General features: G+C 42.4%; 27 protein-coding genes. 25 read left to right on the forward strand and 2 right to left on the reverse strand.

Features of this window, described 5'->3' with window-relative positions:
• Positions 1–82: 82 nt before the first annotated feature.
• Positions 83–1,438, reverse strand: coding sequence for a chromosomal replication initiator protein DnaA (gene dnaA, locus B3F51_RS02290; RefSeq protein ID WP_148637003.1), 1,356 nt, complete (start codon positions 1,436–1,438; stop codon positions 83–85).
• Between the two features lie 463 nt (positions 1,439–1,901).
• Here dnaA and rpmH point away from each other — a divergent pair, with 463 nt between their 5' ends.
• From rpmH to metG, 25 genes are all read left to right on the forward strand, one after another.
• Complete coding sequence (gene rpmH / locus B3F51_RS02295) at positions 1,902–2,036, forward strand: 50S ribosomal protein L34 (RefSeq protein ID WP_041669680.1); 135 nt, start codon at positions 1,902–1,904, stop codon at positions 2,034–2,036.
• A gap of 61 nt (positions 2,037–2,097) precedes the next feature.
• Entirely contained in the window at positions 2,098–2,439 is a 342-nt protein-coding gene (gene rnpA, locus B3F51_RS02300; RefSeq protein ID WP_070370650.1) for a ribonuclease P protein component, read from the forward strand.
• A gap of 1 nt (position 2,440) precedes the next feature.
• On the forward strand, positions 2,441–2,653 hold the full coding sequence (gene yidD, locus B3F51_RS02305) for a membrane protein insertion efficiency factor YidD (RefSeq protein WP_070370651.1): 213 nt from the start codon (positions 2,441–2,443) through the stop codon (positions 2,651–2,653).
• A 33-nt stretch (positions 2,654–2,686) separates the two neighbouring features.
• Positions 2,687–3,646 carry a YidC/Oxa1 family membrane protein insertase gene (locus B3F51_RS02310; protein ID WP_070370652.1) on the forward strand — a complete coding sequence of 320 codons (960 nt, stop codon included), beginning with the start codon at positions 2,687–2,689 and terminating at the stop codon, positions 3,644–3,646.
• A 33-nt stretch (positions 3,647–3,679) separates the two neighbouring features.
• Positions 3,680–4,309 carry an RNA-binding cell elongation regulator Jag/EloR gene (gene jag, locus B3F51_RS02315; RefSeq protein ID WP_084633543.1) on the forward strand — a complete coding sequence of 210 codons (630 nt, stop codon included), beginning with the start codon at positions 3,680–3,682 and terminating at the stop codon, positions 4,307–4,309.
• Between the two features lie 131 nt (positions 4,310–4,440).
• Positions 4,441–5,820: a tRNA uridine-5-carboxymethylaminomethyl(34) synthesis GTPase MnmE gene (mnmE, locus tag B3F51_RS02320; protein WP_286945246.1), complete on the forward strand. Its 1,380-nt coding sequence runs from the start codon at positions 4,441–4,443 to the stop codon at positions 5,818–5,820.
• A 10-nt stretch (positions 5,821–5,830) separates the two neighbouring features.
• Entirely contained in the window at positions 5,831–7,732 is a 1,902-nt protein-coding gene (mnmG, locus tag B3F51_RS02325) for a tRNA uridine-5-carboxymethylaminomethyl(34) synthesis enzyme MnmG (RefSeq protein WP_070370653.1), read from the forward strand.
• Positions 7,725–8,456, forward strand: a complete 732-nt coding sequence (gene rsmG, locus B3F51_RS02330) for a 16S rRNA (guanine(527)-N(7))-methyltransferase RsmG (RefSeq protein WP_070370654.1) — start codon at positions 7,725–7,727, stop codon at positions 8,454–8,456. Before mnmG ends, rsmG begins: the two co-directional genes overlap by 8 nt.
• A gap of 218 nt (positions 8,457–8,674) precedes the next feature.
• Positions 8,675–9,439, forward strand: a complete 765-nt coding sequence (locus B3F51_RS02335; RefSeq protein WP_148636998.1) for a ParA family protein — start codon at positions 8,675–8,677, stop codon at positions 9,437–9,439.
• A 2-nt stretch (positions 9,440–9,441) separates the two neighbouring features.
• Positions 9,442–10,341, forward strand: coding sequence for a ParB/RepB/Spo0J family partition protein (locus B3F51_RS02340; RefSeq protein WP_286945250.1), 900 nt, complete (start codon positions 9,442–9,444; stop codon positions 10,339–10,341).
• Between the two features lie 44 nt (positions 10,342–10,385).
• A complete protein-coding gene (locus B3F51_RS02345) occupies positions 10,386–11,462 on the forward strand; it encodes a hypothetical protein (protein ID WP_286806445.1) in 1,077 nt (358 codons plus the stop codon).
• A complete protein-coding gene (locus B3F51_RS02350; protein WP_286945252.1) occupies positions 11,459–12,112 on the forward strand; it encodes a CvpA family protein in 654 nt (217 codons plus the stop codon). The genes B3F51_RS02345 and B3F51_RS02350 overlap by 4 nt, the downstream gene beginning before the upstream one ends.
• Before the next feature lie 9 nt (positions 12,113–12,121).
• Positions 12,122–13,018, forward strand: coding sequence for a mechanosensitive ion channel family protein (locus B3F51_RS02355; RefSeq protein WP_070370659.1), 897 nt, complete (start codon positions 12,122–12,124; stop codon positions 13,016–13,018).
• A complete protein-coding gene (locus B3F51_RS02360) occupies positions 13,008–13,214 on the forward strand; it encodes a DUF951 domain-containing protein (protein ID WP_070370660.1) in 207 nt (68 codons plus the stop codon). Before B3F51_RS02355 ends, B3F51_RS02360 begins: the two co-directional genes overlap by 11 nt.
• The gene (locus tag B3F51_RS02365) at positions 13,211–13,843 is read left to right on the forward strand and encodes a stage II sporulation protein M (protein ID WP_070370661.1); all 633 of its coding nucleotides are present in this window, start codon (positions 13,211–13,213) and stop codon (positions 13,841–13,843) included. The genes B3F51_RS02360 and B3F51_RS02365 overlap by 4 nt, the downstream gene beginning before the upstream one ends.
• Positions 13,844–13,955: 112 nt before the next feature.
• Positions 13,956–14,243 (forward strand): 30S ribosomal protein S6, encoded by a 288-nt coding sequence (gene rpsF, locus B3F51_RS02370; RefSeq protein ID WP_070370662.1) that lies wholly within the window; start codon positions 13,956–13,958, stop codon positions 14,241–14,243.
• An 11-nt stretch (positions 14,244–14,254) separates the two neighbouring features.
• On the forward strand, positions 14,255–14,692 hold the full coding sequence (locus tag B3F51_RS02375) for a single-stranded DNA-binding protein (RefSeq protein ID WP_070370663.1): 438 nt from the start codon (positions 14,255–14,257) through the stop codon (positions 14,690–14,692).
• Between the two features lie 17 nt (positions 14,693–14,709).
• Positions 14,710–14,937, forward strand: coding sequence for a 30S ribosomal protein S18 (rpsR, locus tag B3F51_RS02380; RefSeq protein WP_070370664.1), 228 nt, complete (start codon positions 14,710–14,712; stop codon positions 14,935–14,937).
• A gap of 274 nt (positions 14,938–15,211) precedes the next feature.
• Positions 15,212–16,165: a YybS family protein gene (locus tag B3F51_RS02385; protein ID WP_286945256.1), complete on the forward strand. Its 954-nt coding sequence runs from the start codon at positions 15,212–15,214 to the stop codon at positions 16,163–16,165.
• Positions 16,162–18,135 carry a DHH family phosphoesterase gene (locus B3F51_RS02390; protein WP_228881765.1) on the forward strand — a complete coding sequence of 658 codons (1,974 nt, stop codon included), beginning with the start codon at positions 16,162–16,164 and terminating at the stop codon, positions 18,133–18,135. The genes B3F51_RS02385 and B3F51_RS02390 overlap by 4 nt, the downstream gene beginning before the upstream one ends.
• The gene (gene rplI / locus B3F51_RS02395; protein ID WP_286945259.1) at positions 18,132–18,581 is read left to right on the forward strand and encodes a 50S ribosomal protein L9; all 450 of its coding nucleotides are present in this window, start codon (positions 18,132–18,134) and stop codon (positions 18,579–18,581) included. The genes B3F51_RS02390 and rplI overlap by 4 nt, the downstream gene beginning before the upstream one ends.
• A 14-nt stretch (positions 18,582–18,595) precedes the next feature.
• Positions 18,596–19,951: a replicative DNA helicase gene (gene dnaB, locus B3F51_RS02400; RefSeq protein WP_070370668.1), complete on the forward strand. Its 1,356-nt coding sequence runs from the start codon at positions 18,596–18,598 to the stop codon at positions 19,949–19,951.
• 12 nt (positions 19,952–19,963) lie between these two features.
• A complete protein-coding gene (locus B3F51_RS02405) occupies positions 19,964–21,352 on the forward strand; it encodes an NAD(P)/FAD-dependent oxidoreductase (RefSeq protein WP_070370669.1) in 1,389 nt (462 codons plus the stop codon).
• Positions 21,353–22,195 carry a 16S rRNA (cytidine(1402)-2'-O)-methyltransferase gene (gene rsmI / locus B3F51_RS02410; RefSeq protein WP_286945262.1) on the forward strand — a complete coding sequence of 281 codons (843 nt, stop codon included), beginning with the start codon at positions 21,353–21,355 and terminating at the stop codon, positions 22,193–22,195.
• 301 nt (positions 22,196–22,496) lie between these two features.
• A complete protein-coding gene (metG, locus tag B3F51_RS02415; protein ID WP_286945283.1) occupies positions 22,497–24,488 on the forward strand; it encodes a methionine--tRNA ligase in 1,992 nt (663 codons plus the stop codon).
• Positions 24,489–24,592: 104 nt separating this feature from the next.
• On the opposite strand, the gene trxA is transcribed toward metG, so the two are convergent.
• Positions 24,593–24,919, reverse strand: coding sequence for a thioredoxin (gene trxA / locus B3F51_RS02420; protein ID WP_070370672.1), 327 nt, complete (start codon positions 24,917–24,919; stop codon positions 24,593–24,595).
• Between the last annotated feature and the right edge of the window lie 27 nt (positions 24,920–24,946).

Here is a 24,946-nt window from a genome sequence, read left to right on the forward strand (position 1 = left end):
TGATCGTACAAAAAATCAGCAAAAATAACAGGGGATAACTTGTGGATAACCTCGTTATTGATCCGACAGAGCCTGTGGGTTATTAATTACCATTTATTTCCCGTTCAATTCGCAGAATCAGGTTTTTAAAATCGGTATTGGTATCCATTTCTTCGGCGATTTTCTGACAGGCATGAATCACCGTGGAATGATCACGTCCGCCGAATTCTTCGCCAATGCGCGGAAGTGAAAGATCGGTAATTTCCCGGGTAATGTACATGGCAACCTGACGGGGCAATGCAATCGAGCGGGTTCTTTTTTTAGAATTCATGTCTTCAACTGTAATATTAAAGTATTTAGCGGTGACCTCTTTAATGTACTCACCAGTGATGACAATGTCTTCTTTTTTTCTAAAGATATCTTTGAGGGCATTTTTGGCTGATTCTAAATTAATCGGCACCTTATGCAGTTTTGAATAAGCAAAGACGGTTGTTAACGCGCCTTCAAGCTCCCGGATATTGGAATGGATGCTGTCGGCAATAAAACTTAAGACCTCATTGGGGATCTCATCATTAAAGGATTCAGCTTTTTTTCGGATGATCGCAATCCGGGTTTCAAAGTTAGGGGCATAAATATCTGTTATCAGACCGCTTTCAAAACGGGAACGAAGCCGTTCTTCTAGGGTTGGTATTTCCTTTGGTGGTCGGTCACTGCTGATGACAATCTGTTTATTTTCCTGATGCAGAGTATTAAAGGTATGGAAAAATTCTTCCTGGGTTCCTTCTTTTTTGGCTAAAAACTGGATATCATCAATTAACAAAATATCTGCGCTGCGGTATTTGTTGCGAAAAGAGATATTGGTTTTATTCTGAATCGCATCGATAAAGTCGTTGGTAAATTTTTCACAGGATACATAAACAACCTTTTTATGGGGTGCATAGGATAAGATGTAATGTCCGATCGCCTGCATCAGGTGGGTTTTTCCCAAACCAACACCACCATAAATAAAGAGTGGATTATAACGTTCAGAAGGTGCTTCGGATACGGCCACACAGGCGGCATGAGCAAAACGGTTATTTTCGCCAATAACAAAACTGTCGAAGGTATATTTCGGATTCATCGAGTTATTCTGGTAATTGGATATTTTATCTTCAACAGTGGTGATGGATATCTGGGAGGAAGCATTGTTTTGCGGAATCATCGCATCTTCTTCTTTTAAAACGATTTTAACCTGACCGGTTTTTCCGGTAACTTCAGCCAGGGCATTGGTGATCAAGGGAATATGCCGACTCTCCAGAATTCCTTTTTCGAATTCATTTTCCGATAAAAAATAATAGGTGTTATTGACATAGTTTATGGGCTTTATTTTTAAGAACCAGGTGTTAAAACTGGTTGGACTAATATCCGGTTTGATAATTTCCAGGGCGGCATCCCATATTTTTTTAAAGGAAGTGTCCATTAAATGAACCTCCAATTTCTAATAAATTTAAGTCGTGTCATTGTGGATAAAATTTTAAATTATGCACAGAGAATTCATTTTAATGTGAATAGCCAAATAAATCAAGCAAAATCTACGAAAAATTGTTGATAACTTAAAAAAATTATCCCAACAAGAAAAGACGAAAAGAAAGGGATAAATAAAAAATACTGACAAGTTATCCCCAAATAATCCACACAATCCTGGAATTTGTGGATTATTTGGATAAAATTTAAAAACTTATCCACATTTCCGTTGATAAACCTAGTATAACAAATTGTTATGTGGCATTCAATATAATTAAAATAAACATAATACTTGCGAAAACGCTTTAGATTTGATAATATAACTTGACATAAAATAAGCGAGATTATATAATTCTAGGGTAAAAGTCTTATTAGCTTATAAACAAATGAATATAAAGTATTAGTCAGGGGGTGTCGAAGTGAAAAGAACTTATCAACCAAAAGTTAGACAACGTAAGAAAGAACATGGTTTCAGAAAAAGAATGTCTGCAAAAAGCGGTCGACTTATTTTGAAGAAGAGAAGACAAAAAGGAAGAGAAAAATTATCAGCATAATCCTTTGTAGACCGTTTTTCAAAAGCGGTCTTTTGTTTAATAAAAATTAAGGAGAATTCCTTTGGTAAAAATAAAATCCCTAAGTAAGGAAAATGAATTCAAACGTGTTTTTAAAGTTGGGGATGTATTCGGAAACAAAGTTTTTGTGATCTATTATCTAAAGAATGAAGAGAATTTTAATCGTTTGGGGATAATCGTCAGTAAAAAAGTTTCTAAAAAAGCTGTGATTAGAAATAAGGTAAAAAGACGAATAAAAGAGGCATATCGTCTTAATGAAGATTCTTTTTCAAAAGGTTATGATATTATTCTGATTGCTAAGGAATCCATTAAAGAAGTGCCGTATAGTAGTTTGGAAAAATCGTTAAACCATTTGTTTTATAAGAAGAATCTCATGAGGCCATAGAATGTTCAAGAAATTCCTGGTTTTAATTATTAGAGGTTATCAGAAATTTATTTCACCTCTTTTAGGAAATAATTGTCGTTTCAGTCCCACGTGTTCAGAGTATTTTATTTTGGCTGTTGAAAAATACGGTGTCATAAAAGGAAGCTATATAGGTGGGAAACGCATTCTCAGATGCCATCCTTTTAATCCCGGGGGATATGATCCCCTTCCTTAGAATGTTAGGGAGAAAAACTTAAGGAGTTAATGAATGGAGTTTTTATACCAGATCTTTGGTTGGATGTTATTCCAGATTTATGGAATTGTTCATAATTATGGATTATCAATCATTATTTTTACAATATTTATGAAGGTATTGTTATTACCGCTAAATATTAAACAAACGAAATCCATGAAGGATATGCAACGCCTTCAACCGGAATTACAAAAGCTTAACAAGAAGTACAAGAATAACAAAGAAAAATTAAATGAAGAGACGCTAAAACTCTACAAAACCTTTAAGGTTAATCCTGCCGGGGGCTGTCTGCCGATTTTATTACAATTTCCCATCCTGATCGGGCTTTATCAGACCCTGCTTCATCCCGAAACCTGGGTCTTCGTTAACGGAACCATCAGTGAAGTCGATATGTCTTTTTTATGGATGGATAGTTTAAGTGTACCGGACCCGATTTATGTATTGCCAATCTTAGCTGCTTTATTTACCTTTATCACTCAGAAATTTACCATGGCAGCACAACCGGCAACGAATCCGGATGATCCCAATGCCAAAACTCAGAAAATTATGCTTTATGCCATGCCAATTATGATTGGGTATATTTCTATTTCCATGCCAGCAGGGGTAGCACTTTACTGGGTCGTACAGAATATCTTTACCTTTGTACAACAATTTATTATGATGCGAATTCCGGAACCAGATTATACTATTGAAGAAGCGGAACGCCGGGTTCGTGAAGCGGAAGAAGAGCGTAAAGCGGAATTAGCGGCCAGACGAGCGGCGGCTAACCCCAATGCCCCAAAAAGCAGTAAAAAAGATCAGACTGATGGACCCAAAAAACCATTAACCCGACCAGCTTCTCAGAAGAAAATTCAAAGTTCAAAAAACAATCAGTCTGCGGAGCAGCGAAAAAAACCATCAGTTGAAATTCCCGAGCGCGATGCAGCCCAGGAAGAAGCCTATCAAAAAGCCAAGGAACGTTATGATAACAAGTAAAAAATGATGACTAAAAGCTTAAGGAGAGGGAAAATGAATAAGACAGTAACGGGCACTGGTAAAACCGTAGAAGATGCGATTAACCATGGTTTGCAACAGCTTGGTGTGACAAAGGAACAAGTTGAAACAAATGTATTGCAATTACCGGACAGTGGTTTAATGAAAATATTTGGGAAAAAAGAAGCCATTGTTGAGGTCTCACTGATAAACAATCCTGAACAGCGGGCCCTTGATTTTTTAAATGATGTCCTCAATGCCATGAAAATTAATTGTAAAATCAATACCCGTCTTGAGGATAAAGTATTATTCATTGATCTGGAAGGGAAAGACATGGGGGTTTTAATTGGACGCCGTGGTCAAACCCTGGATTCGCTCCAATATTTAGTTAGCTTGGTTATCAATCGGCAACATGAAGAATATGTTCGGGTTATTCTGGACACTGAGAACTATCGGGCGAAGCGGGAAAAAACCCTTGAAGATCTTGGGGAAAAAATGGCCAATAAGGCAGTTTATTATCAAAAGAAAATGCTGCTGGAACCCATGAATCCTTCAGAACGAAGGGTCATTCACGCAAAACTCCAGAATCACGACAAGGTTTTTACCTTTAGTGAGGGAGAGGAACCCTATCGTCGGGTTGTTATTCAATTAAAAGATAAAAACTAAAAAAAGGCACTTTGCAAATTAGCTTAAGCGTTAATTGTAAAGTGCCTTTTTATTTGGATCTTACTTGTAAACATCAGGTTTTTATTATATTATTAGAGATTAGGAAACAATTATTGAAACAGGAGAATAAATTGGAAGCCTTATTACAAAATGAAGATACCATTGCTGCAGTAGCTACCGGTATGGGTGGTGCCGGAATCGGTATTATCCGAATCAGCGGGCCCGATGCCGTTGAACTGGGAAACAAACTGTTTGTCAACCCCCGGGGAAAAACCCTGTTAGCAGCTGGCAGTCATGAATTGGTTTATGGACGGGTTGTTGACCCAGCTACCAAAAAAGACATTGATGAGGTGCTGGTTTCAAAAATGCTGGCGCCCCATTCCTATACCGCTGAAGATGTCGTCGAGATAAATTGCCATGGGGGAATTGTCCCGATGCGCAAAATTTTAAAACTGGTTATTACCAGTGGAGCCCGACTGGCCGAACCGGGAGAATTTACCAAGCGGGCTTTTTTAAATGGGAGAATGGATTTGACTCAGGCTGAAGCGGTTATTGACATCATCAATGCCAAAACCGAAAAAAGTCTGGAATATTCAGTGGCCCAGCTGGAAGGACGACTGTCTCACAAACTGGAAGAACTGGATAATATTTTAGTGGGAATTCTTTCACATATGGAAGTCAATATTGATTATCCTGAATACGATATTGAAGAAATATCATATGATTTTGTGAACAGCCAGATTTTAGAGTTGTTAAACAAGATCAAAGAAATTCTGACTGTGGCAGAAACCGGCAAAATTTACCGGGAGGGGATCACAACTGCGATTCTCGGTGAGCCAAATGTGGGAAAATCGTCGTTACTAAATACCTTGTTAATGGAAAACAAAGCCATTGTCACCGATATTCCCGGCACCACCCGGGATACCATTGAAGAATATCTTAACATTGAAGGGATTCCCTTTAAGATTATTGATACTGCCGGAATCAGAGAAACAGATAATCTGGTGGAAAAAATCGGCGTTGAAAAATCAAAGGCGCTTTTAAACCAAACCAATCTGGTGATTTTTATGCGGGATATTTCTAAAGAAATGTCTACTGGAGAAAAGGAACTCATTGAATTGCTTAAAAATCGCAAAACCATTTATATTGCTAATAAGACCGATGCTATTTGTGGGATGGATGTAAAGATCCCAGAGCCATGGATACCGATGTCCCTATTGGAAGATCAGGGGATCGAAACCCTGCGACAAAAAATGCTGGAAATGGTTTTTGAAGGAACGGTCAGTCAGGAAGCGGATTACCTGATTACCAATACCCGACACATTCAGTTACTGGAAACAACAAAAACCAGTCTGGAAAATGCTATTAACACCATGGCCAGCCAAATGCCACTGGAACTTGTCAGTATTGACGTGATGGAAGCCCTGGAAGCGCTTCGTGGCATTACCGGCAAAGCCGTTGGGATGGATATCATCGATCAGATTTTTAAAAATTTTTGCATTGGAAAGTAGAGGAAAGAAAATGACATATCCAGGAGGAGACTACGACATTATCGTCATCGGTGCCGGTCATGCCGGTTCTGAAGCAGCTCTGGCCAGTGCCCGAATTGGTTTTAAGACATTATTATTAACCATCAATCTGGATTCGGTGGCAATGATGCCCTGTAATCCATCCATCGGTGGTACCGGAAAAGGACATCTGGTTCGGGAAATTGATGCCCTTGGCGGTGAAATGGGAAAAAACATTGATGCAACGATGATTCAGTGTAAGATGTTAAATACGGCAAAAGGTCCGGCGGTACATTCGTTGCGGGCTCAGGCCGATAAAAAAGCCTATCAATTCAGAATGAAGGAAGTAATCGAGAATCAGGAGAATTTGCTGTTAAAACAGCAGGAGGCGACTGAAATTATTGTCGAAGATGGCAAGATCACCGGGGTAATGGTTAATACCGGGGCAGTTTACAGCTGTAAGGCAGCGATTATCTGTAGCGGCACCTATTTAAAGGGCCGGATTATTATCGGTGATGTTCAGTATGATGGCGGGCCCAACGGTTTATTTCCAGCCATGTATTTATCAGAGAGCCTTATAAAAAATGGTATTGAGTTGCAACGTTTTAAAACCGGAACCCCGGCCCGGGTTGATGCCAAAACTCTGGATTATTCAAAAATGATTATTCAGGAGGGCGACGATCAGATTGTTCCTTTTTCATTTGAAACCGACTCAATAAAAATTGATCAGGTGCCCTGTTACCTGACCTATACCAACCCGCAAACCCACCAAATTATTAATGCCAACATTGAACGCTCGCCGCTTTATACCGGCGAAGTCGTAGGAATTGGCCCTCGTTATTGCCCATCGATTGAAACTAAGGTAATGCGTTTTCATGACAAGGAACGACATCAGATTTTTATGGAGCCGGAAGGATTAAATACCAATGAAATATACGTCCAGGGGATGTCCTCTTGTTTACCGGAAGATGTTCAGATTGCTCTATACCGAACGGTGCCGGGAATGGAAAAAGTGGAGTTTATGCGTTCGGCCTATGCCATTGAATATGACTGCATCCATCCGACCCGATTAAAGCCTTCGCTTGAATCCAAGGCAGTAGCCGGTTTATTTTTTGCCGGACAAATCAATGGTACCTCCGGTTATGAAGAGGCCGGAGCCCAGGGATTGATTGCCGGTATTAATGCATCGCTCTATTTACGGGGTGAACAGCCGGTGATCATCGATCGGTCTGAAGGTTATATTGGTGTACTCATTGATGATATCATTACCAAGGGAATTGATGAGCCATACCGAATGATGACTTCCCGGGCTGAATATCGGCTATTGTTGCGACAGGATAACGCCGATCTGCGGTTAACTGAGATCGGACACCGGGTCGGGCTAATCAGCGAGAGCCGGTATCAAAAGTTCCTGGAGAAAAAGGAACAGATTAAACAAGAGATAACTCGGCTCAATCAGGTTATTGTTAAACCCAATCAGGAAAACAATGCAGTTCTTAGATCACTTGGCAGTTCGGAGATTTTGCATGGTTTATCAATCGGTGAACTGATTCGTCGGCCGGAAGTTAAGTATCAACAAACGGCTGTTTTTGATCCGGAACGACCGGTGTTACATTGGAGTGTGGTCGAGCAGGTGGAAGTTCAGATTAAGTACGAGGGTTACATTAAAAAGCAACTGCAACAGGTTGAGCAGTTTAAAAAGCTTGAACACAAACTGATTCCGACCGATCTTGATTACCCCCAAATTGGCGGACTGCGAATTGAAGCAGCTGAAAAACTGCAAGAAATCAAACCATTGTCAATTGGTCAGGCATCCCGAATTTCTGGCGTTTCGCCAGCAGACATTTCAGTATTGTTAATTGCCTTGGAGCAACGCCGACGAAGTGGAGATCAGAAGGGAACGGATAATGAATAAACGTATTGAAGAATTAATACATCGGGGTAAAACTGCCGAAATAATAATTAATGAAATTCAGGCAGAAAAGTTGATTGCTTATATGGATCAGCTCCTGGAACGAAATAAACAGATCAATCTAACTCGGATTATTGATGAAGATGAATTTATCAGGCTTCATCTACTTGATTCTTTGACATTACTTAAATTAATAAAAAACCCCCGGATAAGCATTTTAGATGTCGGAACCGGGGGCGGTTTTCCGGGCATTCCGCTGGCGATCATGCTGGAAGAGGCCAAGATTACGCTAATGGATTCAACAAAAAAGAAGCTTAATGTCGTCCAGTCCATCGCTTCTGAGTTAGGGATCAACAATATAAATACCCTTCATGGCAGAGCTGAAGAATTAGGACAAGATCATAGATACCGGGAGAAATATGAAGTGGTCGCCTCTCGGGCGGTGGCAAATTTGACGCTGCTATCCGAGTATTGTTTACCGCTGACAAAGGTTGGGGGACAGTTTCTATCGATGAAAGGAAGAGACTATCAGGAGGAGTTAAATGCTGCCCAAATACCGATTGATGTTTTAGGTGGAAAAATTACAACAATTGAAAAGGGTTTGTTACTGCAAAGTGAGTTTGTTCATGTTATAATAAATATAAAAAAAGTCAAACCTACCCCAGCTAATTTTCCGAGGATTCATGGTAAGATTAAAAAAGAAGCGTTTCCAATCCAGTATAAATAGTACAAGCATAAATAAAGGGTTATATGATAGTATTTGAGCTGGTTTTTGACAGATGTTTCACGTGAAACATCTGTCAAAAACAGTGTATCGCAGCTTGCGTTGACAATCACATGTTTCACGTGAAACATTGCTGGCAGTCAGAAATTTCAGGATAACAAACCAATGATCAGTAAACAAAGTTGTGAAAGTGATTGAGTGATTTAATTAAGGAGCAAAGTATGGCAAAAATCGTGGCAGTATTTAATCAAAAAGGTGGTGTTGGTAAAACGACCACAAATATCAACTTAACCACTGCCCTTAGTTTAGAAGGATATCGAGTACTGGTTATTGATATTGATCCGCAGGGAAATACCAGTAGTGGGTTTGGAATTGAAAAGAATAATCTGGAAAAAAGCGTCTATAATGGAATTATCCATGGTGATAATTTTAAAGAAATTATTCTGACAACTTCTTACGAAAATCTTCATATTCTGCCATCCCACCCCGATTTAGCTGGAGCAGAAATTGAATTGACAAATATGCCACAACGAGAATTGCGCCTTAAAAATAGTATTGAAAATATCAAATCATTTTACGACTATATCTTCATCGACTGCCCACCATCACTAGGATTATTAACAATCAATGCCTTGGCGGTGACAAATACGGTATTGATTCCCATCCAATGTGAGTTTTATGCATTGGAAGGCGTGAGTCAACTGATGAATACGATCAGTCTGGTAAAACAGGGATTAAATCCCCATTTAGAAATAGAAGGTGTCCTGATGACCATGTTTGACAGCCGCACCAACTTATCAAATCAGGTTGTCGATGAAGTGGTTGATTATTTCAAAGAAAAGGTTTATGACACCATGATCCCCCGCAATGTCCGCTTGGCCGAAGCCCCCAGCTATGGGCAGACTATCTTTGAATACGCCAGCGGATCAAAGGGATCAAAAGCATATCTGGCCCTCGCAAAAGAGTTTGTACAAAGACAGGAGTAGTTATGGGAAAAAGCACAGGTTTAGGTAAAGGTCTTAGAGCGTTATTTCCCGATGATGCAGTGGTTGTTCCTTCGCAAAAAGATGAAGTGCTGGAGGTTGACGTTGAAAAGTTGGTTTTCTATGTCAGAACAAATAATGTTCGGCCCAATCCAAAACAACCGCGAAAAAGTTTTGACCGAATTAAGCTAGAAGAATTAGGGGCATCAATTAAAGAACATGGCATTCTCCAACCGTTGGTGGTTAAACCGGAAACGAAGGGTTATACCATTATTGCTGGAGAGAGACGTTGGCGAGCCGCCAATATGATTGGCCTTAAAGAGGTGCCGGTAATTGTAAAAGATCTGCCGCCAGAAGAAGTTCTGGAAATCGCCATCATTGAAAATGTTCAACGGGAAAATCTCAATAGCATCGAAGAAGCGCTGGCCTATGAAGCGTTAATGGAGAACTTTAATCTGACGCAGGGGGAAATTGGTATTCGGATTGGAAAAAGTCGTACCGCCATTGCCAACACCCTCAGGTTATTAAAACTGCCTCAAAGCATTCAAGAACAATTGGCTCAAGAAAAAATCACATCGGGGCATGCCCGGGCGATTCTGATTCTGGAAGATCCCGAAAAAATGGAAGCCTTTGCAAGCGAGATCATTGAAAAAGGAATGAGTGTCAGAGAAGCAGAGAATCGCATAAAAAAAATGCAGAGTGAAGGTCTGGTAAAGCCACTTCAGAAAAAAAAAGACAATAGTAGTGGATATATAGCAGAAATTCAGGAAGCTTTGGAAAGAAAATTCGAAACCAAAGTCCATTTAAGTAATCGTGGAAAAAAAGGAAAAATAGAGTTTGTCTATTCATCGCTGGAAGAATTGGATCGTTTACTCGAGCGATTGGGATATGAAAAAGAAAACTAGAATCAGTCGAACTGTGACAATTCAATTATGAAATGGAGAAAATAATGAATCAAATCAAAAGAAAGAGACGACTGTCAGCGTTGGAAGCAGCAGTATTGGGCAATATCCTTTATATTGTGATTGTACTGATCTTCAAAAATATATTTGATCTGACCCGAACAAGTAATTTTGACTATCTATTTAATGGCATCCAATTAATAACAATTGGTGCGTTCTGGATCATCCTGTTTACCGTTTGCTTTAAAAACATCAGTGGCAATGAAAAACCAAAGACACTGCGGTATGTTGTCTATAGTCTGATTCCCATAATCGTCCTAACCGGGACATTGACAGTGGTATCCACCATGTTTCCGGGACAGGATACAAACAGTATCTGGAATCAGTTTGCTTTTATTGCAGCACCCACTATATTTTGGTACTTGCCCTTTGGGTTAATTTATCAATTAGTTGGTGGTGAGCTGTCTGTTTTTCTGTTATTTGGAATAGCGCTGGTAATGACCATTGTCTTTCAGGTGATTGGGATTGTACTCGGCCGAATTGTGGGCCGAAAGTATTGGGAAGAAACCAAAGCCGAAGATCAGCGGGATCTGGAGTATGATCTCGAAGCGAAAAAAGAAAAGAAAAAAAACCGTCGAAAATCACGAGGACCGAAACGGGAGAGTATCGGCCTGGAAGGGCTTTCCAACGAACAAATCAATGAAGGTTTTACGCCCAGAGAGACAGAAATCATGACAGAAGTCATCATTGACGATACCTATGTAGCTCCCGAGCGCGGGAATGTAAAAAAAACCCGCTTTAAGAAATCAGAAACAGGATTGTTTGAAACCAATGAGCCCATTATCGAAGAAAAGCCATTTGGTTCAGAAAAAGTTTCGCTTTCCTACGAAAGCGAAATAAAACCAGCGGCAATGCCGGACATCGCAACCGACACAGAGTTCAGTAACGAACCCTCACAAACGGCAGGGGAATGGAATCTTTCCCAACCCATCGAGCTGGAGAATCTCAATAAAGGGTTGAATCAACATGAAGAATCGGATGATAAATCCTTCTTGATGGAAACCAGTGCTGTGCGGATCATCAACGAAGAGGACATTGAAGCATATTACAGGAATAAAAAATGAGTTTTCAAACACTGACATCACTTGATTTAATAGGTATCCTGATTTGCGTGCTATCAGGAATTATAGGATTCAAACGAGGTGCAATAAATACCCTGATCAGTTTCGGGGGATTTATTGCATCTTTTGTAATCGCCTGGTTTTTTTCACCATTGCTGGCGGATTGGTTGATTCAGTCGGGCATGCTCAACAATCTTTTTACTACAATTAACATTGATGCGATTTCCCAGTCGCTGATGGATCTGGGTGCCCAGCAAAGTGGTTTAACCAATGCTCTTTTAGGTGAAGCCGCTATGAGTAGCGGACAATCCATCTTGGATCAGGGCATTACCGTAATAACAGAAGTGATCAAACATGGTATTGCCAACAGTATCAGTTTTGGAATTCTCGTTATGGGGGTATCGGTGTTGTGTTGGTTGCTGCAGGCCATCTTTCTGGGAATCTCAAAACTTCCTGTTATTGGAATCCTTAATCGGCTGGCGGGGGCGATAATCGGAGTGGTTTTAGGGGCAGCCATCATTGCAGTAATGCTTTGGATATTTTCCGTGATTAATCTTGCAACGGGAGGAGTATCCAATCTGCCCACCGTTGAAGCGAGCAGTTTGTTAACCACTTGGATACCAATTGGGCTTAACGTTATCGGAATTCAATAGGAGTTAATTATGGAATATTTAACAACAAGTTTTTCTTCGTATCTCAATCAATTTGATTTTTCACATTTACTGCAAAAATGCCTGGTTTCGGGGATCGTTCTAATTGCGGTTGTGATCAGTATAAAAATCACTTTTGGTATTGTCGACCGGATTTTTGATGGTGAAAAAGCAGGGCTTGAACCCCGGGATGCCCGCCGCATTGTTACTCTGAATCATGTGACAAAAACCGCTGCCAGAGCAAGCATCTGGACCCTGGCGGGTTTGATTATTCTGGGCCAATTCATTAATGTGGGTTCATTGCTGGCAGTAGCTGGAGTTGGAACCCTGGCCATTGGTTTTGGGGCGCAGGGGATTGTGGAAGATGTGATGAGTGGCTTTGTAATTGTTTTTGAAAATCAATTTAGTGTTGGTGATTATGTGATCATTGATGAGACGCACTATGGGATCGTTGAGACGATTGGGATGCGCACAACCAGCGTCCGGGAATTTAATGGGGGGCTCTTTATCATTCATAATGGGAAAATCGATCGCCTCGTCAATTATTCTAAGGGTCATATGAAAGCAATTGTTGAAGTCAGCATTGCTTATGAAGAAAACATCGACAAGGTCATGACAATCCTCGAAGAAATCTGCACAGATCTATATGAAAACCATGAAGAGTTATTTAAAATTCGGCCTGAAGTTCAGGGAATCACCCGACTTGATCCATCTGCAGTTGTTATCCGGGTTGTATGTGAAGAAGATGCGGCATCAAAATTTGCGGCAGAAAATTTACTGCGGCAACGAATCAAAACGGTATTTGACGAAAAAGGAATTGAAATTCCCTACAATAAAACCGTGATATATAATCAAAATTCGGTCAAAATGATGGACAAAAAAGAAGCAGAGGTGAAATATGGAAACTAAGGTTTATTCATTAGGGGATCGGGTAGAAATGAAAAAAAAGCATCCCTGCGGAAGCTTTCAATGGGAAATTATCCGGGTCGGGGCCGATATTAAAATAAAATGTCTGGGTTGCGGCCATATTGTTATGCTTCAGCGGTCAAAATTCAATAAACAGATTAAGAAAATTCTGAGCGGTGAGAGCAAGGGAGAAGTATGAAAGAATTTTTTATGACCCAATGGAATGGAGCAGAAACCTACTTTGAAAAACATTTAAAACCAACCTTCTTTTTTTGTCTGACGTTTTTTGTGGTTATGAGTATTTTAAACACCCTGCTTTTTCTGAGTGACCCGGGCTTGAGTCAGAGTTATTTTAATGAGTTGCAGGCGTTGTTTAATCAGAAAGAATTTTTAGATGGTACCGGGGTTGATCTCTGGCTGGGTATTTTTTTAAATAATGTGATTGCCAGTGGAATCAGCAGTCTTTTAGGGGTTGTTCCATTTTTATTTTTGCCAATGTTTTCGCTGGCTTCCAATGCGATTATTATTGGTTTGATCGGTGCAGTGTATCAAACCAATGGCATTGGTTGGTTTGCTTTTCTGGTGGGGGTTTTGCCCCATGGTATGATTGAGATTCCGGCTCTGGTTTTAGGGGTAACGCTGGGTGTGCATCTCTGTTTACAATTATCAAAAACAATTTTACGAAGAAGCCTAAAGGGTGAGCTAAAACAGGCGGCGATAGGATGTTTGCGAATTTATTTATTGTGGCTGATTCCACTTTTCTTTCTAGCTGCTTTTATAGAAACATTTATGACACCAATTATATTTGGTGCAGTTGTGCCTGCCTGAAATAAAAAATAAAAGAAAATCCTTGCATGAATTGTAAGATGTGATATAATTAAAAGCTGTAATCCTTGCTCGCTGGAAAAGTGAGCCATAGTCCATGAGGAGGTGAAATGGAATGAGAAAGTATGAAACACTATTTGTTTTAAAACCGGATCTTGAGAAAGAAGCGATTGAAGAACTTGTCGGCAAAGTGAAGGCTGTTATTGAAGCAGCTGGAGAAATTGAAAAAGTCGACGAATGGGGCAAACGAAAGTTAGCCTACGAAATCGATAAAAAGTATCAAGAAGGATTCTATGTTTTAATCGACTTTAAAGCTGATAACTCAGTTCTTGATGCATTAGATCATTTATACAAAATTAACGAACAGTTTATTCGAAGCATCGTTATTAAAAAAGAGAAATAGGGGGCAATTCTGTGAATAAAGTAATTCTCGTAGGAAGACTAACCCGTGATCCTGAGGTGAAAAACACTACAACAGGCAGAGCAGTCGCTTCATTTACCTTAGCGGTGGATCGTCGTTTTAAAAACAAAGATGGTCAAAAAGAAGCAGACTTTGTGCCAGTCGTCGTGTGGGGAAAACAGGCAGAAATTGCTGGACAATATTTGTCAAAGGGTAGCCAAATTGGTGTATCAGGACGACTACAGGTAAGAAGTTACGACGCACAGGATGGTCAACGACGTTATGTGACGGAAGTTGTTGCCGATGAGATTAGTTTTCTCTCATCCGGCCGGAGAGATTCGAACGCCGGATTCCAGCAAACTTCAGCGCCACAATCCAATAATAATATGTCAGTAATGGGATTAGATGAAGATTTTCATCTGATGGCCGATGATGACGATATACCTTTTTAAGATAGGAGGAAAATACAATGCCAAAACCATTTAAAAAGCGAAGAAAAGTTTGTGAGTTTTGCGAACGAAAAGTAGAAAATGTTGACTATAAAGATGTAGTTACGTTAAAAAAATTCGTTTCTGAACGTGGAAAAATTCTACCAAGACGAGCAACCGGCACCTGTGCTAAACATCAGAGAAAGGTAACTGAAGCCATTAAACGTGCGCGAAATGTTGCCCTATTACCATATAGCTCAAACAATTAAAAACGCAAAGCTGTTTGTTTCAGGAAGGATCTGGAGCGAACAGCTTTTTCTTTTTCACCAATGAGCAACATAAATCCTTGGGCGAAGAACCTGTAACAACGCACCAGGCAAATGATTCTGCCGGGAAGGTTAGGAAGAATTGTGGGAGAAATTAAAAATCAGAGCAAACAAAAATAATAGGCATTTTCCGTTAATATGATATAATGGTTCAGTAACTTTTTATAGAGTAATAAAAGGTATATGGTAATACGTAAGTTACCAATTTGGAGGATCAATGAAAACACGTGGAATAACAGAAGGTGCCATGTTTTGTGCCCTGGGAGTCATTCTTACCTTAGTTAGCTATTATTTACCTTTTTTTGTGCTATTGGTATTTTTTATACCGGTACCAATGGTGGTATTGGGAAAACGCCAGGGCCTGAAGGTGAGTATTCTTTCTTGCATTGCGGCCACGATTCTGATTGGTCTTTTTTTGGGACCGCTCAATGCGATTTCTTTTGGGGCGCTGATGCTCTTTGTGGGCTGCAGTCTGGGATTTGCCTATAATCGGGATTATTCACCGGTTTTTAAAGTTGCCATCGGAATTGTTGGTTTTGCGATTTTGCTGATTGCGGTGGTGGCCAGTTATGAATGGGTGATGGGGATTGGTTTTACCAGCCTGTTGTTACAGACCCTGGAACAGAGTACCAGTGAGGTGATGACGTTTTATCAAACGGCCAATATTATGGATGCCGAACAGTTGGCAATGGCCAAAACGGCCATGGATAAAAACATAGAAATGATGAAGCTGGCATTACCGAGTGCTTTTCTGTTACTGCCAGTTGTATTTGGGATGGTCAATGTGATCGTTTCGGATATGATTTTAAAACGCATCGGCTATCCGGTTAAAACCTTCAAACCGCTGAGCCAATGGGAAATGCCAACAAGCCTTAAATATTTTTTGATGGTACTGATCCTCGGTGATTTTATCATCAGTATGTTTCAGGTTACCACGATCCCGCAGATTTATATTGTCACGGTGATGAATTTTGTCAATATTATTTTCCTCATTATGGGACTGTCATTGATTTTAAACTATCTGGAATACAAGAAATTGACGAACAAGGGGTTAAACGTGCTGGTAGTCATTTTAAGCTTATTGTTTAGCTCACTGGTAACCATTTTAGGGATCGCAGATACTTACATCGGAATTCGTCGGATTTTTCGAAGGGAGTCCCAGATCAAATGAAAGAGTCAAAAAAAGATATTGTCCGATTTGCGTTAGCGGCACAGTTGATTGTCTCTCTGGTACTTGGTTTTTATAATATCTTCCTGGGAATTGGTGGCGTTGTTATCTTTGTGATCCTGATCATGTATTACACTAAAAACACCACCATTGATGAAATCAAAATTGATAAAGCCATTGATGAAATTTACAGTGATCTCGATAAGATTAATCAGGAACGGATGTATGAAATGCCGATTGCCATGGCGATTGTTGATAATGAAGGCATCATTTATTGGTATAACCAGGCATTTGGAAAGGCGTTTAAAAAAGAAAAAGAAGGTTTATTCAAAAAAAATATTATTACCGAATTGGATTTTAATCTGACCGCCGCCATCAAGGCCGATGAATTTACCTTCCATTATGAAGAACGGGACTATGGCGTGGTGACCAATGCGTTCTCTGACAAAATCCATAGTTTTGAACTGCTGCATTTTTTTGATATCACCGAACAAAGTAAGCAACGACAGCTGTACCGGAAAAATTCACCGCTGTTTTGCTACATCGTCATCGACAATTATGATGATATCATTGAGCAGATTCCCAGTCATAAGCGTTCGGCGATTCTTGGAAAGGTCGATCTGAAGCTTAACGAATGGGCGAAACAGCTGGGCAGTGTTATCATTGAGTATGAAAGTGACCGTTATCTGATGATTTTTGAGCGGGGAAAAATCTGTGCTCTGCAAAAAGAGAATTTTAAAATACTTGATGAAATTCGGGAAATCGAAAATGATGAAAAAGTGCCGATTACCCTCAGTATTGGTATTGGTATCTCTGAAAGTATTCTGGGGATTATCGAATCCCAGGAATTGTCCCATTCAGCCCTGGATATTGCCCTGGCTCGGGGCGGTGATCAGGCCGTGGTCCGCCAGGATGAAAAAATGTCCTTTTACGGGGGCAAAAGCGAAGCTACCGAAAAAAGAACCAAGGTTAAAGCCCGGGTTAAGGCTTACGGTCTGAAAGAGCTGATCAAAGAGTCGGATCATGTTCTGATGATGGGTCATCAGAATCCGGATATGGACTGCCTGGGTTCGGCGGTCGGGTTGCTGGGAGCCTGTAAATCCCTTGGTAAAGAAGGAAAAATTGTGATCCGGGAGATTAATTATTCGATCAAATCGCTGTTTGATTATCTGTTGGAGAATGAAGCCTATCAGGATGCCTTTATTACCCCCAAAGAAGCCGAAAGCTATGCCACTAAAAACACCCTATTAATTATTTTAGACACCCAAACCGTCAATTATCTGGAGATGCCCTCCCTGGTTGATCAGATCCCCAAAATCGTGGTGATCGATCATCATCGGCGTTCTGGAAAAGCCATTAAGGAAACGCTGCTGACTTATACGGAAGCCTATGCTTCGTCCACCTGTGAACTGGTGACTGAGCTGCTGCAGTATTTTGATGAGAAGAGCCAGCTCAATGTCATTGAAGCCAACGCGTTAATGGCGGGGATGTGTATGGACACCAAGATGTTCACCTTAAAAACAGGGGTGCGAACCTTTGAAGCTGCCTCTTACTTAAGGCGAAAGGGAGCCGATACGCTAATCAGTAAAATTTTGCTGCAGGATGATCTCAATACCTATACGGCCAAATCGGATGCTGTCAAAAATGCTAAAATTTATTTTGATAACATTGCGATCTCAACTTTTGAGAACAATACCGATTATGGCAAGGTGATTGCTGCCCAGGCAGCGGATGAACTGTTAAATATCAAGGGGATTGTGGCTTCCTTTATCATTCTTAAAAATGAAGAGGGGCTGGCCATCAGTGCCCGCTCCATGGGCGAGGTCAATGTTCAGGTTATCTTAGAGAAATTGGGTGGTGGCGGCCATTTGGCCATTGCCGGAGCACAGTTCCCCGGTGAAAAAAACATTGAAACCGGCGTCGAGCTATTGCTCACTGCTATAAAAAAATACAAGAAGGAGAATGGATCATGAAAGTAGTCTTATTGGAAAATGTAAAAAATGTTGGAAATAAAGGTGATATTGTTGATGTAAAGGATGGTTATGGCCGGAACTTTTTGATTAAAACCGGTAAGGGCGTCATTGGTAATAAAGAAAATATTGCCATGGCGGAAACGACTAAAGCTGAAGAAGCACAAAAAGTCGCAGCCGAACGACAGGCTGCTGTTGAACTGGCAAAAATAATCGATGAAACGGAAATTACTATTACCGAACGGGCTGGCGAAGACGGCAAACTGTTTGGCTCGGTTACCAGCAAAGACATTGCTGAAGCTCTGGAAAATCAAAAAGGCATCAAGGTTGATAAGCGCAAAGTTGAACTGGAAATGCCGTTGCGTAATGTGGGTCGGGCCGAAGTCAAAGTTAAAACCTATCAGGGCGTGGTCGGAAAACTGACCGTGCTCATCAAAGGCGAAGCCTAGGAGACTAAGCGGTGATGAATCCCAAAGTCCCGCCCCATAATATTGAAGCCGAACAGTCGGTGCTAGGCGCCATCCTGATGGATGAGTCCAATATTGCCCGGGCTGAAGAGCTATTGTCCCCCCAGGATTTTTATCGGGGCGGCCATAAAGAAATCTATGAAGCGATGCTTTCTCTTCACAACGAGAGAAAGCCCATTGACACCGTTACCCTGATTAATGCCCTTAGAAACCGGGGAGTTCTGGAAAAAATCGGCGGAATTGGTTATCTCAGTGAATTGGTCGAGATGGTGCCGATTCATCGGAATTATCTGGAATACTGCCAGATTGTTCATGAAAAGGCGGTGATTCGTAATCTGATTCATACGGCCACCCAGATTCTTGAAGACAGCTATGGTCAGTATGAGAATATCGGGGATGTGATTGATCGGGCCGAACAGGAAATCTTCAAAGTTTCCCAGGGTCGACGAACGGGTGATTTTCAGAGCATTCAGGAAACCCTGGCCACCACCCTGGCCCAGATTGAAGCGATTGAAAGTAAAAAAGGTAAACTCACCGGAATTGAAACCGGTTTTACCGAGCTTAACCATATTACCTCCGGCTTGCAGCCCTCCGATCTGATTATTGTGGCTGCCCGACCATCAATGGGGAAAACCGCCTTTGCCTTGAATATCGCCCAAAATGCGGCCATCAAAGATAACCGCTCGGTGGCGATTTTCAGTCTCGAAATGTCCAAGGAACAGCTGGTACAGCGTATGCTGTGTGCCGCCTCATTGGTGGACAGCAATAACGTTAGAACCGGTAATCTCAGCAAGGAAGACTGGGAACGAATGGTGGTTGGTTACAATACCCTTTACGGCGCCAGTATTTTTATAGATGATACCCCGGGGATTACGGTTTCAGAAGTCCGTTCCAAATGTCGGCGGCTAAAAACCGAAAAAGCCCTGGATTTGATTGTCATTGACTACCTGCAACTGATGAGCGGCGGTGGTCGGACTGAAAACCGGCAGAATGAAATTTCTGAAATGTCCCGGGGCTTAAAAGCCCTGGCCCGGGAAATGGAAGCGCCAGTGATTGCTTTGTCACAGCTCAGCCGGGCCCCGGATGCCCGAACCGATCACCATCCGGTCATGTCGGATTTGCGTGAGTCTGGTTCGATCGAGCAGGATGCCGATGTGATCATGCTTTTATACCGGGAATATTATTACGATAAAAACCCGGAATTAAAAAACTTATCTGAGGTAATCATTGCCAAGCAACGTAACGGTCCAACCGGAACCGTACGCCTGGCCTGGATACCCGAATATACAAAATTCAACGATCTGGCTGTGGGTTATAATGAAGATGACTACGGCCCGGATGCGTTTGCATAAAGGAAGAAGAACATGAAATATGATGTAATCATCATCGGGGCTGGCCCCGGTGGTATTTTTGCCGCCATGGAACTGGCCAAAAAGAACAAGGAACTTAAAATATTGATGCTGGAAAAGGGCAATTCGATTGAAAAACGGATCTGTCCCAAGCGTCAGACCAATGTCTGCATTGGTTGCAAACCCTGTAATATTACTACCGGATTTGCCGGAGCCGGGGCCTACTCGGATGGCAAACTATCGCTTTCACCGGATGTCGGCGGCGAGCTGCCGGAATACATTGGCTATAACACCACGGTTGATCTGATTAAATATGTGGATGATCTCTACATTGAGTTTGGTGCCGACAAGCGCGTTCATGGCCTGGATGATCCCGATAAGATCCGGGATATTCGTACCAAGGCGATCCAGAGCAATTTAAAACTGATTGAATGTCCGGTTCGTCACATGGGCACCGAGGTCGGTTATACCATTTATCAGCGGATTCAAAATTACTTAATCAACGATCTGGGCATCGACATTAAGTTTAGAACACCGGTGCAAAGCCTGGTAGTCGAAGATAATTCTGTCGTCGGCGTGGTCGCCAAAGGTGAAACCTACCGGGCTGACAAGGTATTGGTGGCTGTGGGCCGGGATGGCTCGGAATGGTTTACCTCGATGTGCGAAGAATACAAGGTGGAAACCAAGGTCGGGAAAATCGATATCGGCGTCCGTTTGGAAACCCGCAACGAGGTCATGCAGGAAATCAATGAGGCCCTTTATGAAGGTAAGCTGGTTTATTATACACCCACCTTTGATGACAGCGTCCGGACCTTCTGTTCCAACCCCGGCGGGGTTGTATCGACCGAATATTATGATAACCAGTTGGCGGTGGTCAATGGACACAGCTATAAATCCGACAACTTAAAAACCCATAACACCAATTTTGCCCTGCTGGTTTCTAAAAGCTTTACCGAACCCTTTAAAGAAGCGGTTGCCTATGGCAAGCACATTGCCGGGTTGGGAAATATGCTGACCGGCAACAAGATCATGGTACAACGCTACGGTGACTTCTTAAGAGGCCGCCGTACCACCGAAGAGCGGCTGATGCGTAATAATATCCGGCCGACCTTAATCGATGCGGTGCCCGGGGATCTCTGTTTAGTACTACCTTACCGGATTATGAAAGATATTGTCGAAATGATTCAGGCCCTGGATCATGTGTCACCCGGTCTGGCCAGTGATGAAACCCTGCTCTATGGGGTGGAGGTTAAGTTCTATTCCAATAAGGTGACCGTAGATAAAAACTTCCAGTCCAGCATTAAAAATCTCTACGTGCTGGGGGATGGCGCTGGAGTTACACGGGGCTTGATGCAGGCCTCCGCCAATGGGGTCTATGTGGCCCGAAACCTTTATAACGAATAGATGTCCGGAAAACTCTATATAGTCGGTACTCCGATTGGGAATCTGGATGATATGAGTATCCGGGGCCTAAAAGTCCTGCAGTCGGTGGATCTGATTGCTGCCGAAGATACCCGGCATTCGATTAAGCTGCTCAACCATTTTGAGATTTCTAAAAAAATGGTCGCCTATCATCAGCATAACGAACAGCAGTCGTGTGAGGGCCTGATTGAACTGCTAAAACAGGGTCAGAACATCGCCCTGATTTCTGATGCCGGAATGCCGCTGATTTCCGATCCGGGGTCAGTCCTGGTTAAAAGCTGTGTCGCTAATGCCATTGCCCTGGAAGTGGTGCCCGGCCCCAACGCCGGGCTCTGCGGCCTGGTGTTGTCAGGACTGGACACCCGTTCCTTTTTATTTCTCGGCTTTTTAGGTAAAGACAATAAGGCGGTTAAAGCAGGGATCAACCGGATTGAAGAATCAGTCGATACGGTGGTGCTTTATGAGTCCCCCCACCGTCTGCCAAAAACTCTGGAAATTTTGGTCAAGCAGGGGCTCGGTCACCGGCAGATGAGTATCTCCCGGGAGCTGACCAAACGCTATGAGGAAACCCGTTATGGTACCATCGCAGAACATCGGGACTATTATCAGGAAAATCCCCCCCGGGGCGAGTATGTCCTTTGTATTGAAGGCCGAACCGCCGATGAAGGTAAGGTGGCGTCTTCGCTGGAACTGGAAAGCCTGAGCCTGGAAGACCATCTAGCTCATTATCTGAAGTCCGGTTTGCCGGAAAAAGAAGCCATGAAAGCGGTGGCCAAAGACCGCAATATTTCAAGACGGGATGTTTATAACGCAGTTAAGCGATAAATCCCTTGAAAAAATCTGGAATTAAAGTATAATAGGGATAGCAATTAAATAAAAATTACAATGAAGAGAAGAGTAGGTGTGGATGCTGTGAAGAGAGAGCCGGGATGGTGAAAGCCGGTGACAGAAAAAGCATTGAAGATGGCCTCGGAGTAAGTTTGGGTGAATCGTTTAGCCCGAACCGCTTGACGCGATAAAACTTAAAGTTTTAAAAACTTATGAAGGCATTATTTGTGAGAATATTGTGAACTAAGGTGGTAACGCGAACCCTTCGCCCTTAACTGGACGGGGGGTTTTTTGTTGGATTAAACCCACCAAATACAGAAATATGAATAAAGGAGAACTTATGTCAGAAAAAACATTTTATATTACTACCCCCATTTATTATCCCAGTGGGAACTTGCATATTGGCCATACCTACACCACGGTGGCAGCCGATACGATTACCCGGTTCAAAAAACTGCAGGGTTATGACACTTACTTTTTAACCGGTACCGATGAGCACGGTCAAAAAATTGAAAAAGTGGCGGCTGAAGCGGGCGTTGCGCCCCAGGCCTATGTCGATGGGATTGTCACCGGCATTAAAAACCTCTGGGACACCATGAACATCAGTTACGATCAGTTTATCCGGACCACCGACCCTGAGCATGAAAAAACGATTCAGCGGATTTTTAAAAAGCTCTATGATCAGGGGGATATTTATAAATCCAACTACGAAGGCTGGTACTGTACCCCCTGTGAATCCTTCTGGACCGAAAGTCAATTAGTTGACGGAAACTGTCCCGACTGTGGTCGACCGGTAGAAAAAGCCGCCGAAGAAGCCTACTTCTTTAAAATGTCCAAATATGCCGACGATTTGCTCAAACATATTGAAGACCACCCCCATTTTATTCAACCGGAATCCCGCAAAAATGAAATGATCAATAACTTTATTAAACCCGGACTCCAGGATTTGTGCGTTTCCCGAACATCCTTTACCTGGGGCGTGCCAGTTGATTTTGATCCCGGTCATGTGGTTTACGTCTGGATTGACGCCCTGCCCAACTACATTTCGGCCCTGGGTTATCTCAATGACAAACCGGATCTGATGGAAAAATACTGGCCAGCGGATGTTCATCTGGTCGGCAAGGATATTATCCGCTTCCATACCATTTACTGGCCAATTATTTTGATGGCACTCAAATTACCACTGCCCAAACAGGTTTATGGCCACGGCTGGATTTTATTAAAAGGCGGAAAAATGTCCAAATCGGTGGGGAACGTGGTTGATCCGGTGGTTTTAGTCGACAAATATGGGGTTGATGCCTTGCGCTACCATGTGCTGCGGGAAATGAGCTATGGTTCGGACGGTGTTTATAACGAAGACCTGCTGGTCAGTCACATCAATTCTGACCTGGCCAATGACCTTGGCAATCTGCTTAGCCGGACCCTGGCGATGACCGATAAATATTTCGGTGGGATTATTCCCAAGCAACGGGAAAAAGAAGCCATTGACAGTGAACTGATTGATCTGGCTGAAAAAACGCCCGGGATTGTCAGTGACTACATGGATAAGCTGGATTTTAGCCGGGCCCTGGAAGAAATCTGGAAGCTGGTATCCCGTTCCAATAAATACATTGATGAAACCCAACCCTGGGTACTGGGCAAAAGTCCCGAAAAACAGGCTCGTCTGGCCCAGGTAATGTATAATCTGACCGAGTCCTTGCGGATCGTCACGGTGCTGATTTCGGCGGCAATGCCGGAAACCGCCCGAAAAATCGGCCAGCAATTAAACTGTCCGGCGGAATGTCTAACCTGGAACAGCATCCAGCAGTTTGGCGGCTATCCGGAAGGCCTCAAGATCGAACGCTGCGACGCCCTGTTCCCACGGATTGAGCTGGAAAAGAAAGCGGAACAGCCGGTTAAAGAAGCGAAAGTTAAGCCCGAAAAAGCTAAAAAAGAAAACGACAACGCAACTCCGGAAGAACTGCCGGAAGGTCTGATCACCATTGACGATTTTGCCAAGGTGCAGTTGCGGGTCGCCGAGGTGGTTGCCTGTGAACCCCATCCCGATGCTGATCGCTTGCTGGTTTTACAGCTGATGGTCGGCCAGGAAAAGCGTCAGGTGGTCTCCGGGATTGCCAAATACTACGCCCCAGCAGATCTGGTTGGCAAAACCGTCATTCTGGTGGCCAACTTAAAACCGGTCAACCTCCGGGGATTGGAATCCAACGGGATGATCCTGGCCGCTACCAAGGGTAAGAAACTGTCCCTGGTTACCGTCGATGGCATTCCCTCCGGTGGAAAAGTTTCGTAAGATTCGCATAAATTGTTTTGTGTGAACTGCTAATGGAGCGCACGGGAGGATTAAAAAAAGTCTAGACAGAATGAATTCTGTTTAGACTTTTTAAAAGCCCCGAATTAGAGGCTTTTTATCATCTCGATGTATTCATTTTTTTCACGAACACCGACAAAGCGGTTAACCGCTTCACCGTTCTTAAAGAAAACCACGGTGGGGATACTCATCACCCGAAACTGTTGGGCCAGGGCCTGGTTGTCATCCACATTGATTTTACAAACCTTCATACCAGCTTCAAGCTCCTGAGATATTTCATCAATTGTCGGCGACAGGGCTTTACACGGGCCACACCATTCTGCCCAAAAATCCACCATGACAGCTCCATCATAGGATAAAATCTCGGTTTCGAAATTTTCCATATTGATTGTTATAACTTTTTCACTGGACATTATTCTCTTCACCTCTTTAACATATTT

The organism is Acetobacterium sp. UBA5834 (assembly GCF_002435675.1).
In the GTDB taxonomy this organism is placed as follows: domain Bacteria; phylum Bacillota; class Clostridia; order Eubacteriales; family Eubacteriaceae; genus Acetobacterium; species Acetobacterium wieringae.

Coding starts and splice junctions, on each gene's coding strand:
- rsmI (WP_286945262.1), top strand. CDS start 21,353: ATGTCCGGAAAACTCTATATAGTCGGTACTCCGATTGGGAATCTGGAT.
- rpsF (WP_070370662.1), top strand. CDS start 13,956: ATGAGAAAGTATGAAACACTATTTGTTTTAAAACCGGATCTTGAGAAA.
- B3F51_RS02385 (WP_286945256.1), top strand. CDS start 15,212: ATGAAAACACGTGGAATAACAGAAGGTGCCATGTTTTGTGCCCTGGGA.
- trxA (WP_070370672.1), bottom strand. CDS start 24,919: ATGTCCAGTGAAAAAGTTATAACAATCAATATGGAAAATTTCGAAACC.
- B3F51_RS02360 (WP_070370660.1), top strand. CDS start 13,008: ATGGAAACTAAGGTTTATTCATTAGGGGATCGGGTAGAAATGAAAAAA.
- dnaB (WP_070370668.1), top strand. CDS start 18,596: ATGAATCCCAAAGTCCCGCCCCATAATATTGAAGCCGAACAGTCGGTG.
- B3F51_RS02345 (WP_286806445.1), top strand. CDS start 10,386: ATGAATCAAATCAAAAGAAAGAGACGACTGTCAGCGTTGGAAGCAGCA.
- rpsR (WP_070370664.1), top strand. CDS start 14,710: ATGCCAAAACCATTTAAAAAGCGAAGAAAAGTTTGTGAGTTTTGCGAA.
- B3F51_RS02365 (WP_070370661.1), top strand. CDS start 13,211: ATGAAAGAATTTTTTATGACCCAATGGAATGGAGCAGAAACCTACTTT.
- yidD (WP_070370651.1), top strand. CDS start 2,441: ATGTTCAAGAAATTCCTGGTTTTAATTATTAGAGGTTATCAGAAATTT.
- dnaA (WP_148637003.1), bottom strand. CDS start 1,438: ATGGACACTTCCTTTAAAAAAATATGGGATGCCGCCCTGGAAATTATC.
- mnmG (WP_070370653.1), top strand. CDS start 5,831: ATGACATATCCAGGAGGAGACTACGACATTATCGTCATCGGTGCCGGT.
- B3F51_RS02405 (WP_070370669.1), top strand. CDS start 19,964: ATGAAATATGATGTAATCATCATCGGGGCTGGCCCCGGTGGTATTTTT.
- B3F51_RS02355 (WP_070370659.1), top strand. CDS start 12,122: ATGGAATATTTAACAACAAGTTTTTCTTCGTATCTCAATCAATTTGAT.
- rplI (WP_286945259.1), top strand. CDS start 18,132: ATGAAAGTAGTCTTATTGGAAAATGTAAAAAATGTTGGAAATAAAGGT.
- B3F51_RS02390 (WP_228881765.1), top strand. CDS start 16,162: ATGAAAGAGTCAAAAAAAGATATTGTCCGATTTGCGTTAGCGGCACAG.
- rsmG (WP_070370654.1), top strand. CDS start 7,725: ATGAATAAACGTATTGAAGAATTAATACATCGGGGTAAAACTGCCGAA.
- jag (WP_084633543.1), top strand. CDS start 3,680: ATGAATAAGACAGTAACGGGCACTGGTAAAACCGTAGAAGATGCGATT.
- B3F51_RS02335 (WP_148636998.1), top strand. CDS start 8,675: ATGGCAAAAATCGTGGCAGTATTTAATCAAAAAGGTGGTGTTGGTAAA.
- B3F51_RS02310 (WP_070370652.1), top strand. CDS start 2,687: ATGGAGTTTTTATACCAGATCTTTGGTTGGATGTTATTCCAGATTTAT.
- B3F51_RS02340 (WP_286945250.1), top strand. CDS start 9,442: ATGGGAAAAAGCACAGGTTTAGGTAAAGGTCTTAGAGCGTTATTTCCC.
- B3F51_RS02350 (WP_286945252.1), top strand. CDS start 11,459: ATGAGTTTTCAAACACTGACATCACTTGATTTAATAGGTATCCTGATT.